The organism is Bradyrhizobium huanghuaihaiense, assembly GCF_025200885.1.
Taxonomy (GTDB): Bacteria; Pseudomonadota; Alphaproteobacteria; order Rhizobiales; family Xanthobacteraceae; genus Bradyrhizobium; species Bradyrhizobium huanghuaihaiense.
Genome location: NZ_CP104172.1, coordinates 90,843 through 104,844 on the forward strand (window position 1 = coordinate 90,843; position 14,002 = coordinate 104,844).

A 14,002-nucleotide genomic window follows, 5' to 3' on the forward strand; every position below is an offset into this window, starting at 1 on the left:
ACCTGTGCCAGCCCGCGAACAACGGGGACGACTTCGTTCCCACCCATGACCATTCGTGCCCGCCTGCCTATATTGCCCTGATTCCCGAATCAGGCAGCCCATGCGTGTTTTCAGCGTTCCCATCTCAGTTCCGTTCCTGCGCACGATCGTCACGGCCCTGCTCGACGGCCGGCTGGTGGACGGCTTCGAGGCCCGCAAGGAACCGGCGCGACTGGCCGACACCACGCTGTATCTGCCGACAAGGCGCGCCATGCGCGTCGTCCGCGAGATCTTCCTCGACGAGATGAAGGCCGATGCCGTCGTGCTGCCTCGCATCGTAGCGCTCGGCGACATCGACGAGGACGAGCTCGCCTTCGCGGACGAGGGCGAGGAGTTTTCCAGCGCAACGCCGCTCGACATTCCACCACGGCTTGGCGAGCTGGAACGGCGGCTGACGCTGGCACAACTCGTCGCGGCCTGGGCCAAGGGCCCGGTGCTGGCGCCGCTGGTGGTCGGCGGCCCCGCCTCGACGCTTGCTCTCGCCGGCGACCTCGCGCGCCTCATCGACGACATGGTCACGCGCGGCGTCGACTGGAGCGCGCTCGATGGTCTCGTACCTGATAACCTCGATCGCTACTGGCAGCACTCGCTCGACTTTTTACGCATCGCGCGCATCGCCTGGCCCAATCATCTCGCCGAGATCAACCGGATCGAGCCGGCGGCGCGGCGCGATCTTCTGATCGCGGCGGAAGCGAGGCGTCTGACCGCGCATCCGCATGGGCCGGTGATCGCGGCCGGTTCGACCGGCTCGATGCCGGCCACCGCAAAATTCCTGCATGCGGTCGCCGCGCTGCCCCATGGTGCGGTGGTGCTGCCGGGCCTCGATACCGATCTCGACGACGACGCCTGGCGCACCATCGGCGGCGTACGCGACTCGCTCGGCAAGTTCGCCGAGCATCCGGCCTCGAACCATCCGCAATATGCCATGCACGCGCTGCTGGATCGCTTCGGCATCAAGCGCAGCGACGTCGAGATTCTTCAGCCCCCGGTGGAAGGCGGCCGCGACATCCTCGCATCGGAATCGATGCGGCCGTCTGCCAAGACGGAGGTTTGGCACGACCGGCTGAAGCAGCCGGATGTCGCTGCGAAGATCGCCGGTGGCATGACAAAGCTCGCGGTGGTCGAGGCTCCCAATCCCGAAATGGAAGCGCTCGCGATCGCCATCGCGATGCGCGAGGCGCGCCATCTCGACAAATCAGCGGCGCTGGTGACGCCTGACCGCGCCTTGGCGCGGCGGGTGATGGCCGCGCTGACGCGATGGGATCTCGCCTTTGACGATTCCGGCGGCGACGTCCTGATGGAAACCTCCGCCGGCGTCTTTGCGCGGCTCGCGGCGGAAGCCGCGACCAAGGGCCTGGAGCCGCCGACGCTGCTGGCGATGCTGAAGCATCCGCTGTGCCGGCTCGGCCGCGCGCCCGGCGCATGGAAGGCGGCGATCGAAGGCATGGAGCTTGCGGTCTTGCGCGGCACACGTCCGCCTGCGGGCACGGCGGGCCTCTTGCGCGAGTTCAATCGTTTTCGCGAAGAGCTCGCAAAGCTGTGGCGCAGCGAAGTCTCTGCGCTTCATAGGGCAGAACCGCGCGCGCGTCTGAACGCCGAGGATCTCGATCGCATCCAGGCACTGATCGACACGCTGCAAAAAGCATTGGCGCCGATCGAGAGCCTGCCGCCATCAAAACCATATGACTTCGCCGAGCTCGCGCACCGGCATCGCGAGATCATGATCGAGCTGTCGCGCGACGAGCAGGGTATTCCGCTCGCGTTCGAGGAGCGCGAAGGCCTCGCGCTCGCCAGCGCCCTCGACGATCTCCTGCGCGGCGGCACGACCAGCGGATTGATGGTGCAGCTAGCGGACTACGCTGACGTGTTCCAGACCGCCTTCGGCGACCGCGCGGTGCGGCGGCGCGACAGGCCCGGCGCGCGGCTGCAGATCTACGGTCCGCTGGAATCGCGCCTGATGCAGGCTGACCGCATCATCGTCGGCGGCCTGATCGAAGGCGTCTGGCCGCCGGCTCCGCGCATCGATCCCTGGCTCAGCCGGCCGATGCGGCATGAGCTTGGTCTCGATCTGCCGGAGCGCCGTATCGGCCTCTCCGCCCACGACTTCGCCCAGCTGCTCGGCGGCGACGAGGTGATCCTCACCCACTCCGCCAAGGCCGGCGGCGCGCCGGCAGTCGCCTCGCGCTTCCTGCACCGGCTGGAGGCGGTCGCAGGTGACGATCTCTGGAAGGCAGCCGTTCGCGCCGGCGAGAAATACGTGCAGTTCGCAGGCGCGCTGGACCAGCCCGACGACGTCCGGCCGATCAAGCAGCCCGAGCCGCGGCCGCCGCGCGCGACGCGGCCGCTCAAGATGTCCGTGACCGCGATCGAGGACTGGTTGCGCGATCCCTACACGATCTACGCCAAGTACATCCTGCGGCTGGATGCGCTCGACCCCGTCGACATGCCGCTGTCGGCCGCCGATCGCGGCTCGGCGATCCACGATGCGGTCGGCGAGTTCACGGAAAGCTATGCGATGCGTCTGCCCGACGACCCCGCGCGCGTGCTGCGCGCGATCGGCGAGAAGCATTTTGCGCCGCTGATGGAACGGCCCGAGGCCCGCGCGCTGTGGTGGCCGCGTTTCCAGCGTATCGCGCGCTGGTTCGGCGAATGGGAGACCGCGCGGCGCGACGGGATCGAGGCGATCACGGCGGAAACCCGTGGCGAGATCTCGATCACGCTCGATCATCAGCGCAGCTTCCGCCTCTCCGCGCGCGCCGACCGCATCGAGCGGCGCCAGGGCGGCGGCTACGCCATCCTGGACTACAAGACCGGCCAGCCGCCGACCGGCAAGCAGGTGCGCATGGGCCTGTCGCCGCAGCTCACGCTGGAGGCGGCGATCCTGCGCGAGGGCGGCTTCCCGGATATCGACGCCGGAGCATCGGTGAGCCAGCTCGTCTATGTCCGTCTCAGCGGCAACAATCCGCCGGGCGAGGAACGCATTCTCGAGCTGAAGTACAAGCAGGGCGATGAGCCGCAGCCGCCGGATACGGCCGCCGCCGAAGCGCGGGCCAAGCTGGAAGCACTGATCCGGGCCTTCGAGGACGAGAACCAGCCCTACACCTCGCTGAACCTGCCGATGTGGACCAACCGGTACGGCGCCTATGACGACCTCGCCCGCATCAAGGAATGGTCCGCGGCCGGCGGTTTGGGGATCGAGGAATGGTGAAGCTTCCGCGCCCCATCCCCGACGAGGTGCGCGCGCGGCAGGCGCGCGCGTCCGACCCGACCGCGTCGGCCTTCGTGTCGGCGAATGCCGGCTCGGGCAAGACGCATGTGCTGGTGCAGCGGGTGATCCGCCTCTTGCTGTCGGGCGTGCCGCCAGAGAAGATCCTCTGCATCACCTTCACCAAGGCGGCTGCCGCCAACATGGCCGAGCGCGTGTTCACCACGCTCGGACACTGGGTGACGCTGGATGATGCCGGGCTGGACGCCGCGATCCGCGCCGTCGGCATCCCGCATCCTGATCGAAAATTGCGCCGCGACGCACGAAAGCTGTTCGCCTGCGCGCTGGAGACGCCCGGCGGGCTGAAGGTGCAGACCATCCACGCGCTGTGCACGCGCCTGCTTCAGCAATTTCCGTTCGAGGCCAACGTGCCCGCGCGCTTCTCGGTCGTCGACGAGCGCGACCAGACCGACATGATGGAGCGCGCCAATCTGAAGGTGCTGCTGGAGGCCGCGCGCGATCCCGACAGCGTCACCGGCCGTGCGCTGCTGACGGCGATGGCGAATGCCGCCGATGTCACCTTCAAGGAGGTCGTGCGCGAGGCTTGCCTCAGCCGCGATCATTTCATGGCCTGGACCGACGAGGCCGGTAGCGCGGAAGCGGCTGCGGCGCAGATGGCTGCGGTGCTGGGCGTCGACGCGAGCGACCGCATCGAGGACGTCGAGACCGAGATTCTCGACGGACCGTTCCTGCCGCGCTCGCGCTGGGACGACATCGCGTTCGCGCTGGAGGACGGCAGCAAGTCCGACAACGACCAGGCTGGCCGGCTGCGCGAAGCGAAGGTCTTCTCCGGCGCTGCGCAGGTCGATGCCTATCTCAGTGTCTTCCTCACCGACGACAAGCTGCCGCGCAAGGCGGTACTGACCAAGAAATTTTGCGACCACAACCCGTCCGTCGCGCGCCTGTTCGAGGCCGAGGTGCAGCGCCTCGGCGGATTGATCGAGAAGCGCCGCGCGGTGACCATGCGCGACCGCACTGCGGCCCTGCTGCACATCGCGATCGCGGCCGCCGCCAACTACCGCCGCGAGAAGCAGGAGCGCGGGCTGCTCGACTATGACGACCTCATCGACAAGACGCTGGCGATGCTCAACCGCGTCTCCTCGGGCTGGGTGCATTACAAGCTCGACCGCGGCGTCGATCACGTGCTGATCGACGAGGCCCAGGACACCAGCCCGCGGCAATGGGACATCGTCGCGCACATCATCTCGGAGTTCACCGCAGGCGAAGGCGCGCGCGAAGGGCTCAACCGCACCATCTTCGCGGTCGGCGACGAGAAGCAGTCGATCTTTTCATTCCAGGGCGCCGCTCCCCACGAATTCGACGCACGCCGGCGCGAGCTGCACCGCAAGTTCACCGCGGCCGGGCTGAAGTTCGATCCGGTCGCCTTCACCTATTCGTTCCGCTCGGGCTCCGCGATCCTGCACTCGGTCGATCACGTCTTCCGCGAGCCCGAGATCTACAAGAGCATCCATTCGGTCGAGATCGGCCATCCCCTGCACAACGCGCTCGCCGATGCAGGCCCCAGCGTGATCGAGCTGTGGGACCTGGCTGAGGCCGACGATCGGCAGGAGATCGAGGGCTGGCGCGCCCCGTTCGACGGCGTCGCCGTCACCAGTCCCGAAGTCAAACTCGCCCGCCGCATCCAGGCCGAGATCAAGCGGCTGGTCGAGAGCGGCACGCTGACGGGTCACGAGGGTGAACGCCGGCCGCTGCGCTATGGCGACATGCTGATCCTTGTGCGGCGGCGCGGCAATGCGTTCGACGCCGTGATCCAGGCGCTGAAGCACGCTGGCGTCCCGGTCGCCGGCGCCGACCGGCTGAAGCTGACCGAACACATCGGCATCATCGATTTGATGAACCTTGCGGACGCGCTGCTCCTGCCGCAGGACAATCTCGCGCTGGCGGTGGCGCTGAAGAGCCCGCTGTTCGGACTCGATGACGACGATCTGTTCCAGCTCGCCTGGGATCGCAAGGGCTCGCTGCGCCGCGCCCTCGGTGAGAATGCGGCCGGAAACGAAAAATTCGGCGTGGCGTTGCGGCGCCTGGAAGCCTGCGAGATCCGCGCGCGCGAGGAAACGCCGTTCGCATTCTACGCCTGGCTGCTCGGGGGCGACGGCGGCCGCGCGCGCATCCTGCGCCGGCTCGGCCACGAGGCCAATGACGCGCTCGACGAATTCCTGGAACTGGCGTTGAACTACGAGCGCAAGGCGCCGGCCTCGCTGCAGGGTTTTATGGCCTGGCTGCGCTCGGCCGACACCGAGGTGAAGCGCGACATGGAGATCTCGCGCGACGAGGTGCGGGTCATGACGGTGCACGGCGCGAAGGGCCTGGAAGCATCCGTCGTGTTCATGGTCGACACGACGTCGTCACCGGCGGATTCGCAGCGGCTGCGGCTGATCCAGGTGCCGCGCGGCAATGGCGGCGAGGTCGTGGTCTGGGCCGGCCGCAAGGCAGACGATCCGAAGCCGGTCGTCGAGGCGCGCAAGGCGATGATCGAGGAGACCGAGGACGAATATCGCCGCCTGCTCTATGTCGCGATGACGCGCGCGGCCGATCGGCTGATCGTCGGCGGCTGCATGCCCGGCAACATGAGAACGGTGCGCAAGCTGAGCTGGTACGACCTCATCGACACCGGTCTCGCCGGCGCGGGCCTCGACAAGCAGACGACCAAGACGCCGCTCGGCAAGGTCACGCGATTCGCCCGGCCGGAGGATGTCGCGGCCCTGGGCACGCCGGCGGCGTCCGTGGACCAGACCATCGCGCTGCCGGACTGGCTGCGGACACCGGCGCCGCGCGAGGCCATCGACGACGATGCCGTGCGCCCGTCCGGCCAGCCGGCCGGGGAGGGCCGCAGCGTGCGGACAGGCGAATCGGTGCAGTCGCGCGCGCTGGCGCTGCAGCGCGGCACGCTGGTGCACCGTCTCCTGCAATCCCTACCCGACATTGCCACCGAGCGCCGGCGCGAGGCCGCGCTCGGCTTCATGGGCCGCAACGCCGCGGACTGGCCGGACGCCGACCGCATCGCGCTGGCCGACAAGGTGCTCGCCCTGATCGCGGAGCCGCGTTTTGCCCCGGTCTTTGCCGCCGGCAGCCGGGCGGAGGTCGCCATTGCGGGCCGGTTGGAGCGGCCGGGCCGCGGCCCAGCGCTGGTGTCGGGGCAGATCGACCGGCTGGCCGTTCGTTCGGACGAGGTCCTGATCGTCGATTTCAAGACCAACCAGGCGGCCCCCAAGAGCGCCACTGATGCGCCGGCGGCCTATGTCCGGCAGCTTGCGCTGTACCGGGCGGTGCTGGCCCGGCTTTATCCCCAAAAGCCGATCCGGGCCGTCCTGCTCTGGACCGAGGCCCTTGAATATATGGAGATTTCGGCCCCCGCGCTGGACGCGGCGCTGGCATCCCTTCATCTCGGTGTGAGCGTCCTTGACCCGGCAAGGAGCCGTTCATAGGTTCACCCCATGATCCCGGGCGCGATTCCACGTCGCGCCGATTCTCTTTCAACCGAGTGAGGTACTCCAATGGCCGTTAGCAAGGTTTCCGACGCCGATTTCGAAGCCGAAGTGCTCAAGGCGAACGGCCCCGTGGTCGTCGATTTCTGGGCCGAATGGTGCGGCCCCTGCCGCATGATCGCGCCCGCTCTCGACGAGATCGCCGGCGCGATGGGCGACAAGGTCAAGATCGTGAAGCTCAATGTCGACGAGAGCCCGAAGACCGCGTCCAAATACGGCGTGATGTCGATCCCGACCCTGATGATCTTCAAGGGCGGCGAGATGGCCTCCCGCCAGGTCGGCGCCGCGCCGAAGGCGAAGCTGCAGCAGTGGATCACGTCGGCGGTCTGATCCGCGGCGTCAGAAGGTTTGTGCAACGGCCGGCGTCACGCCGGCCGTTTTGTTTTGCTTAACTGATCCAGCCCGTCGCCAACGCGTTGGCCAGCTCCGGCTGATCGTTGCGGCGCGCCAGCGCAGCCATCGCCTCGTGATCGTAGGCGATGTGACGGAACGTCACCTGCCAGGCACCATTGGCCAGGTCGAGGATCGCATAGCGCGCATCTGTCGTACCGGCTTCGACGACATGCGGAAACGGATGCTTGTCACGATAGCCGGGGCTGCCGACGCTGCCGGGATTGACGATCAGCCTTCCGTCACGCAGCCGCACTGCGCGGGCGAGATGGGTGTGGGCGCAGAGGATCAGCGATTGCGTGATGCCTTGCGCGAACTGCTCGATGCGGTCGAGCGGCGATAGCGCGACGGTGCCGTCGGGGTGCACGGTGTCGAGCCAATAGACTTCGTCGTTCCCGGGCGTGGCGTGGCAGAGAAAGACCTGCTCGCGAAACACGCGCGTCATCGGCTGTGCGCGCAGCCAGTCGAGCTGCGCAGGATTGAGCTGCGCATGCGCTGGACGGTCCCACGAGCCCATCTTCTCCGGGGGACGGTCGAGCAGATAGCGGTCGTGATTGCCGAGCACATGGACGGCATCAAGCTGCATCAGGATTTCGACGGTACGGCGCGCATCGAGCGGGCCGCTCAGCATGTCGCCGAGATTGACGATGTCGGCGATGCCGTGGGCGCGGATATCGGCGAGCACCGCCTCCAGCGCGAGGTAGTTTCCGTGGACGTCGGCGATCGCGGCAAGGCGCATTGGGATTTCCTGTAGCCCGGAAGGAGCGAAGCGTAATCCGGGACCTTGATCGCTTGTGGCGAGATGCCGGATTGCGCTTCGCTCCATCCGGGCTACGGGATCATCTATGCAGGAGGCGTGCCGTTGAGCCCGAGCACGTGGCCGGCAAGATAAAGCGAGCCGGTGATCAGGATGCGCGGTGGCACCTCGTAGGCCAGCTTCGACAAGGCGCGCAGCGCGGCCTCGATGCCGGGCGCGATCTCGACGCGCATGCCGAGGCTGCGCGTCGCATCCGCAAGACGGTCGGCCGGCATCGCGTTCTCGGTGTCGGGGATCGGCACCGCGATGATGTGGCGGGTGAGGCCGGCGAAATTGGCGAGAAAGCCTCGCGCATCCTTGTTGGCCATCATGCCCGCGATCACCACCAGCGGCCGCGACACCCGCTCTTCGAGATCGCCGAGCGCGGCCGCCGCGACGCGCCCGCCCTCGGCATTGTGGCCGCCGTCGAGCCAGATCTCCGAGCCCTGCGGCCCCCACGAAAGCAGCTCGCCCGAAGTGAGGCGCTGCATCCGCGCCGGCCATTCGGCACCGACGACGCCGGCCTCGAAGGCTGCCTGGTTGACCTTGAAGGTCGGAATCGCGCGCAGCGTCGCGATCGCAAGGCCGGCATTGTCGAACTGGTGGCGGCCGAACAGGCGCGGCGCGGCGAGATCCATCAAGCCGCGGTCGTCGGAATAGACCAGACGTCCGTGCTCGACATTGACGTGCCAGCTCTCGTTCGCGGCAAACAGCGGCGCGCGCGTGCGCTTGGCCTGCGCCTCGATCACCGCCATCGCCTCCGGCGATTGCTCGGCGCAAATCACGGGCACACCGCGCTTGATGATCGCGGCCTTTTCGCCGGCGATCGAGGCTAGGGTATCGCCGAGAAAATCCATGTGGTCCATGCTGACCGGCGTGATCACGCAGGCCGCAGGCGTGTCGACCACATTGGTCGAATCGAGCCGGCCGCCAAGGCCGACTTCGAGCAGCACGACGTCGGCCGGGTTCTGCGCGAACAGATGAAACGCCGCAGCGGTCTTCAGCTCGAACACGGTCGCGGGCTCACCGGCATTGACGCGCTCGACCTCCTCCAGCGCGGCGCGCAACTCGTCGTCGCTGACCAGCACGCCGCCACCGACGCGGCCAAGGCGAAAACATTCGTTGATGCGGACGAGATACGGCGAGGTGTAGGTGTGGACGCGCAGGCCTGCCGCCTCCAGCGTCGCGCGCAGATAGGCGACCGTCGAGCCCTTGCCGTTGGTGCCGGCGATGTGGATCACCGGCGGCAGCTTGCGTTCGGGGTGGCCGAGCCGCTCGAGCAGGCGGTGCATCCGCTCGAGGCCGAGATCGATGCGCTTCTGATGCAGGGCCGACAGCCGCCCGATCACTTCGCCGAGCGGTGTCTTTGCACTGTCAGAGGAGGCGTTCACGCGTGCGGCGCGGCCGGCGCCGTCTCGGCGGCCGATACGATCTGCGCCGGGCTCGTCACCGGCTGCGCCGGCTTCGATGCACCTTCCTGCGCCGGCGCCTTGGTCAGCAGGCGGCAGAGCCGCGCCAGGGTCGGGCGCAGATCATGGCGATGCACGACCATGTCGACCATGCCGTGTTCCTTCAGGTACTCGGCGCGCTGGAAACCCTCGGGCAGCTTCTCGCGGATGGTCTGCTCGATCACGCGCGCGCCGGCAAAACCGATCAGCGCGCCGGGCTCGGCGATCTGCACGTCGCCCAGCATGGCGTAGGAGGCGGTGACGCCGCCGGTGGTCGGGTTGGTCAGCACGACGATGTAGGGCAGCTTTGCCTCGCGCAGCATCTGCACCGCGACAGTGGTGCGCGGCATCTGCATCAGCGACAAGATGCCTTCCTGCATGCGCGCGCCGCCGGATGCGGCGAACACGATGAAGGGCGACTTCTTCTCGACTGCGAGCTCCAGCCCGCGAACGATGGCTTCGCCCGCGGCCATGCCGAGCGAGCCGCCCATGAAATCGAAATCCTGCACGGCGACGACGACGGCGGCGCCTTCGAGCTTGCCGTAGCCGACCTTGATCGCGTCGTTGAGATTGGTGCGCGCCCGCGCATCCTTGATGCGGTCGACGTATTTCTTCTCGTCGCGGAACTTGAGCGGATCGGGCGAGACCTCGGGCAGCGCGACGTCGTACCAGGTCTCGTTGTCGAAGATCGACTTCAGACGCGCCACCGAGTTCATGCGCATGTGGTAGTTCGAGCCGGGGATGACGAACTGGTTGGCCTCGACGTCCTTGTAGAACACGAGCTGTCCGGAATCCGGGCACTTGATCCAAAGATTCTCCGGCGTCTCCCGCCGCAGCATGTTGCGGATCTTCGGCCGGACCACATTGGTAAGCCAGTTCATGGTTTGCTCCGATGTGCGATCCCGCTGGGAATCGCCTGAAGGAATATATGGCGGCCGGGCCCCTGCCCGGCAAGCCGCCGTGTCGCCCGCCCCGGAAGCGGAATTATGGCCTATTCCGCCGCCTGTTTCGCACCCTTGACGCCCTGGGCCAGGGCCGCCGTCAGCTCCGCCACGGCGTTAACGGTTTTGGCGGTGGCACGCCCCTCGGCATCGAGGCTGTTCTTGAGCGCATCGACCAGCGCGGTGCCAACCACCGAACCATCGGCCTTCTCGGCAATGGCGCGCGCCGCCTCCGGCGTGCGGATGCCAAAACCAACGCAGATCGGCAGCTTGGTATGCCGCTTGATGCGCGCGACAGCTTCGCCAACGGCATTGGCGTCCGCCGCAGCTGCACCGGTGATGCCGGCGATAGAGACGTAATAGACAAAGCCTGACGTATTCGCGAGCACCGCGGGCAGGCGCTTGTCGTCGGTGGTCGGGGTCGCCAAGCGAATGAAGTTCAGGCCCGCCTTCAGCGCGGGAATGCAGAGCTCGTCGTCTTCCTCCGGCGGCAAATCGACGATGATCAGGCCGTCAACGCCTGATGTCTTGGCATCAGCCAAAAACTTGTCGACGCCGTAAATGTAGATCGGATTGTAATAGCCCATCAGCACCAGCGGCGTGACGTTGTCGTCCTTGCGGAAGTCGCGCACCAGTTCCAGCGTCTTCTTCAAGGTCATGCCGATCTTGAGCGCGCGCAGACCTGCAGCCTGAATCGAGGGACCGTCCGCCATCGGATCGGTGAAGGGAATGCCGAGTTCGATGACGTCGGCGCCTGCCTTGGGCAGCGCCTTGACGATCTCGAGCGACGTCGTGAGATCGGGATCGCCGGCCATCACATAGGTGACAAAGGCCGAGCGACCCTGCGTCTTCAGCTCGGCAAAACGGGTGTCGATACGCGTGGTCACTTCTTGCCCCTCAGGATGTCGCCGACCTGCGGGACGTCCTTGTCGCCGCGGCCGGAGAGATTGACGACCATCAGGTGGTCTTTCGGCCGCTTCGGTGCGAGCTCCATCACCTTGGCGATGGCATGCGCCGGTTCGAGCGCGGGGATGATGCCTTCGAGCCTCGACAGCAGCTGGAACGCGGCGAGCGCCTCGTCGTCGGTCGCGGAGAGATAATTGACGCGGCCGACCTCGTGCAGCCAGGAATGCTCGGGGCCGATGCCGGGATAGTCGAGGCCGGCGGAGATCGAATGCGCGTCCTGGATCTGGCCGTCCGCATCCATCAGCAGATAAGTGCGGTTGCCATGCAGCACGCCGGGACGGCCGCCTGCGATCGAGGCCGCGTGCAGCTGCGTGAGGCCGTGGCCGGCCGCTTCGACGCCGAAGATCTCGACCGAGGAATCGTCGAGGAACGGATGGAACAGGCCCATCGCATTCGAGCCGCCGCCGATGCAGGCGACCAGCGAGTCCGGCAGGCGGCCTTCAATCTCCTGCATCTGCGCCTTGGTCTCGTTGCCGATGATCGACTGGAAGTCGCGCACCAGCGTCGGATAGGGATGCGGCCCCGCCACCGTGCCGATGCAATAGAACGTGTTGTGCACGTTGGTGACCCAATCGCGCAGCGCCTCGTTCATGGCGTCCTTCAGCGTGCGGGTGCCGGACTGCACCGGGACCACCGTTGCGCCCAGCATCTCCATGCGGATGACGTTGGGCTGCTGCCGTTCGACGTCGACGGCGCCCATATAGACCACGCATTCCAGGCCGAAGCGCGCGCACAGCGTCGCGGTGGCGACACCGTGCTGGCCCGCGCCGGTCTCGGCGATGATGCGCTTCTTGCCCATGCGCCGCGCCAGCATGATCTGGCCGAGCACGTTGTTCACCTTGTGCGAGCCGGTGTGGTTGAGCTCTTCGCGCTTGAGGTAGATCTTTGCGCCGCCGAGATGCTCGGTGAGGCGCTCGGCGAAATAGAGCGGCGAGGGCCGGCCGACATAGTTCTTGAGATAGCCGTTCATCTCGGCCTGGAAGGCCGGATCGGCCTTGGCCGCGGTGTACGCCTTCTCCAGATCGAGGATCAGCGGCATCAAGGTTTCGGCGACGAAGCGTCCGCCGAAGATGCCGAAATGACCGCGCTCGTCGGGACCGCTGCGATAGGAATTGGGTTTGGCGATGTTCATCGAACGCTCAACTCTTGACTTGCATCCTGGGTGGCGCGCGCGGCGCGAATGAAGGCCTTGATCATCTCGGGGTCCTTGACGCCGGGGGCGCTCTCGACACCCGAGGACACGTCGACGCCGCCGGCGCCGGTGACGCGAAGGGCTTCCGCGACGTTGTCGGCGTGCAGCCCGCCCGAGACCATGTAGGGCAGTTTCAGATCGAGATTTTCCAGCAGGTGCCAGTCGAAGGGCGCGCCCAGGCCACCGGGACGGGTCGCGTCTTTCGGCGCACGGGCATCGAACAGGATGCGGTCGGCGACCGCGGCATAGCCGGGCAGCACGGCAAGATCGGCTGTTGTTGCGACCGGCACGGCCTTCATCACCGGGCGGCCGAACTTCTGCTTGAGGTCGCGCAGCCGGGCGACGCTCTCCTTGCCGTGGAGCTGGAAAATATCCGGCGAGAGTGCGTCCATGATGTTGTCGAGCGTGGCGTCGTCGGCATCGACGGTGAGCGCCACTTTCAGCGCGCGCTGCTTCACCTGCCGGCCAAGGTCCCGGCCAAGCTCCAACGACAGATGCCGCGGTGACGGCGGAAAGAACACGAACCCCACCATGTCGGCGCCCGCATCGAGCGCCGTTTGAAGCGTCTCGCGCGTGGACAGGCCGCAGATTTTGACGAGCAGGGACATGGTCTCGAAGCGGGTAGCGGCCGCAGGGTGCGGCCGGAAAACGGGGTTTTCGGTCGGGGCCGCTTCTACAACGTCGCGCGCTGCTTGTCTCGCCCGATGGGCCCGTAAAGGCCGACCCCGGAGGGACCGGGAAGCCGCCGCGCCTCGGGTCTTGCCGCGGTCACCTGGGCCCGCAGATCGGCCAGTTCGCCCCGCGCAGCCCGGGCATCGGCCTCGTGCCGGCGCGCGGCCCGCCGCCAGTGCCGCTGCGCGAGCCAGACCGCACAGCCGCCCGCCACGACGCCCAGCGCCGCCACCAGGATCAGGAGCAGGAACAGCGGCATTGTGGCCGAGAATGAGGGGTCGTCGGAGACGAAGGGATCGAAGGAGACCGTGACGAAATGCCGGTTGGCCACCGCAAAGGTCACCAGGATCAGGGCCAGCGGAATCACGATCAGCGCGGTCAGGAACTTTCGCATCTCGCTTCGCTCGCCTTGAATCAAGCTGCCGGCCGCGTCTTGTGCGGCCGCGAAAAACCCTGGCGCCGGCCTCAGTCCGCCGCGCCGGGATCCGGATGGTCGCGGTTCAGCCGCTCGCGCATTTCCTTGCCCGTCTTGAAGAACGGAACGCTCTTCTGGTCGACGGGCACATGGGCGCCAGTGCGTGGATTGCGCCCGGCGCGCGCCGGGCGATGCTTGACCGAGAAGGCACCGAAGCCGCGCAGCTCGACGCGATCACCGCGTGCGAGGGCCGCTACGATCTCTTCGAGAATCGCATTCACAATGTTCTCGACATCCCGCTGGTACAGATGCGGGTTGTGCTCGGCGATACGCTGAACAAGTTCGGATTTGATCATCGAGAGATAGGACCCG

The 14,002-nt window shown here is 67.1% G+C and carries 11 protein-coding genes; 3 read left to right on the top strand and 8 right to left on the bottom strand.

Annotation, left to right across the window (positions count from 1 at the left end):
• Window positions 1–100 precede the first annotated feature (100 nt).
• From addB to trxA, 3 genes are all read left to right on the top strand, one after another.
• Window positions 101–3,247 carry a double-strand break repair protein AddB gene (gene addB, locus N2603_RS00390; protein ID WP_260387284.1) on the top strand — a complete coding sequence of 1,049 codons (3,147 nt, stop codon included), beginning with the start codon at window positions 101–103 and terminating at the stop codon, window positions 3,245–3,247.
• Complete coding sequence (gene addA, locus N2603_RS00395) at window positions 3,241–6,750, top strand: double-strand break repair helicase AddA (RefSeq protein WP_260387285.1); 3,510 nt, start codon at window positions 3,241–3,243, stop codon at window positions 6,748–6,750. The genes addB and addA overlap by 7 nt, the downstream gene beginning before the upstream one ends.
• Window positions 6,751–6,819: 69 nt before the next feature.
• On the top strand, window positions 6,820–7,140 hold the full coding sequence (gene trxA / locus N2603_RS00400; protein ID WP_008540017.1) for a thioredoxin: 321 nt from the start codon (window positions 6,820–6,822) through the stop codon (window positions 7,138–7,140).
• 58 nt (window positions 7,141–7,198) lie between these two features.
• Here the strand turns inward: trxA and N2603_RS00405 are convergent, their stop codons facing one another.
• From N2603_RS00405 to N2603_RS00440, 8 genes are all read right to left on the bottom strand, one after another.
• Window positions 7,199–7,939 carry a metallophosphoesterase family protein gene (locus N2603_RS00405; protein ID WP_260387286.1) on the bottom strand — a complete coding sequence of 247 codons (741 nt, stop codon included), beginning with the start codon at window positions 7,937–7,939 and terminating at the stop codon, window positions 7,199–7,201.
• Window positions 7,940–8,043: 104 nt separating this feature from the next.
• Window positions 8,044–9,387, bottom strand: a complete 1,344-nt coding sequence (locus tag N2603_RS00410) for a bifunctional folylpolyglutamate synthase/dihydrofolate synthase (RefSeq protein WP_260387287.1) — start codon at window positions 9,385–9,387, stop codon at window positions 8,044–8,046.
• Complete coding sequence (gene accD, locus N2603_RS00415) at window positions 9,384–10,325, bottom strand: acetyl-CoA carboxylase, carboxyltransferase subunit beta (protein ID WP_018644157.1); 942 nt, start codon at window positions 10,323–10,325, stop codon at window positions 9,384–9,386. The genes N2603_RS00410 and accD overlap by 4 nt, the downstream gene beginning before the upstream one ends.
• A gap of 110 nt (window positions 10,326–10,435) precedes the next feature.
• Entirely contained in the window at window positions 10,436–11,272 is an 837-nt protein-coding gene (trpA, locus tag N2603_RS00420) for a tryptophan synthase subunit alpha (protein WP_260387288.1), read from the bottom strand.
• Window positions 11,269–12,483: a tryptophan synthase subunit beta gene (trpB, locus tag N2603_RS00425; RefSeq protein ID WP_260387289.1), complete on the bottom strand. Its 1,215-nt coding sequence runs from the start codon at window positions 12,481–12,483 to the stop codon at window positions 11,269–11,271. The genes trpA and trpB overlap by 4 nt, the downstream gene beginning before the upstream one ends.
• Window positions 12,480–13,151, bottom strand: a complete 672-nt coding sequence (locus tag N2603_RS00430; RefSeq protein ID WP_260387290.1) for a phosphoribosylanthranilate isomerase — start codon at window positions 13,149–13,151, stop codon at window positions 12,480–12,482. Before N2603_RS00430 ends, trpB begins: the two co-directional genes overlap by 4 nt.
• 65 nt (window positions 13,152–13,216) lie before the next feature.
• Window positions 13,217–13,609 carry a lipopolysaccharide assembly protein LapA domain-containing protein gene (locus N2603_RS00435; RefSeq protein WP_260387291.1) on the bottom strand — a complete coding sequence of 131 codons (393 nt, stop codon included), beginning with the start codon at window positions 13,607–13,609 and terminating at the stop codon, window positions 13,217–13,219.
• A 71-nt stretch (window positions 13,610–13,680) separates the two neighbouring features.
• Entirely contained in the window at window positions 13,681–13,986 is a 306-nt protein-coding gene (locus tag N2603_RS00440) for an integration host factor subunit beta (RefSeq protein WP_008539997.1), read from the bottom strand.
• Window positions 13,987–14,002 lie beyond the last annotated feature (16 nt).

Coding starts and splice junctions, on each gene's coding strand:
- trxA (WP_008540017.1), top strand. CDS start 6,820: ATGGCCGTTAGCAAGGTTTCCGACGCCGATTTCGAAGCCGAAGTGCTC.
- addB (WP_260387284.1), top strand. CDS start 101: ATGCGTGTTTTCAGCGTTCCCATCTCAGTTCCGTTCCTGCGCACGATC.
- N2603_RS00405 (WP_260387286.1), bottom strand. CDS start 7,939: ATGCGCCTTGCCGCGATCGCCGACGTCCACGGAAACTACCTCGCGCTG.
- N2603_RS00440 (WP_008539997.1), bottom strand. CDS start 13,986: ATGATCAAATCCGAACTTGTTCAGCGTATCGCCGAGCACAACCCGCAT.
- accD (WP_018644157.1), bottom strand. CDS start 10,325: ATGAACTGGCTTACCAATGTGGTCCGGCCGAAGATCCGCAACATGCTG.
- N2603_RS00430 (WP_260387290.1), bottom strand. CDS start 13,151: ATGTCCCTGCTCGTCAAAATCTGCGGCCTGTCCACGCGCGAGACGCTT.
- trpB (WP_260387289.1), bottom strand. CDS start 12,483: ATGAACATCGCCAAACCCAATTCCTATCGCAGCGGTCCCGACGAGCGC.
- addA (WP_260387285.1), top strand. CDS start 3,241: ATGGTGAAGCTTCCGCGCCCCATCCCCGACGAGGTGCGCGCGCGGCAG.
- N2603_RS00435 (WP_260387291.1), bottom strand. CDS start 13,609: ATGCGAAAGTTCCTGACCGCGCTGATCGTGATTCCGCTGGCCCTGATC.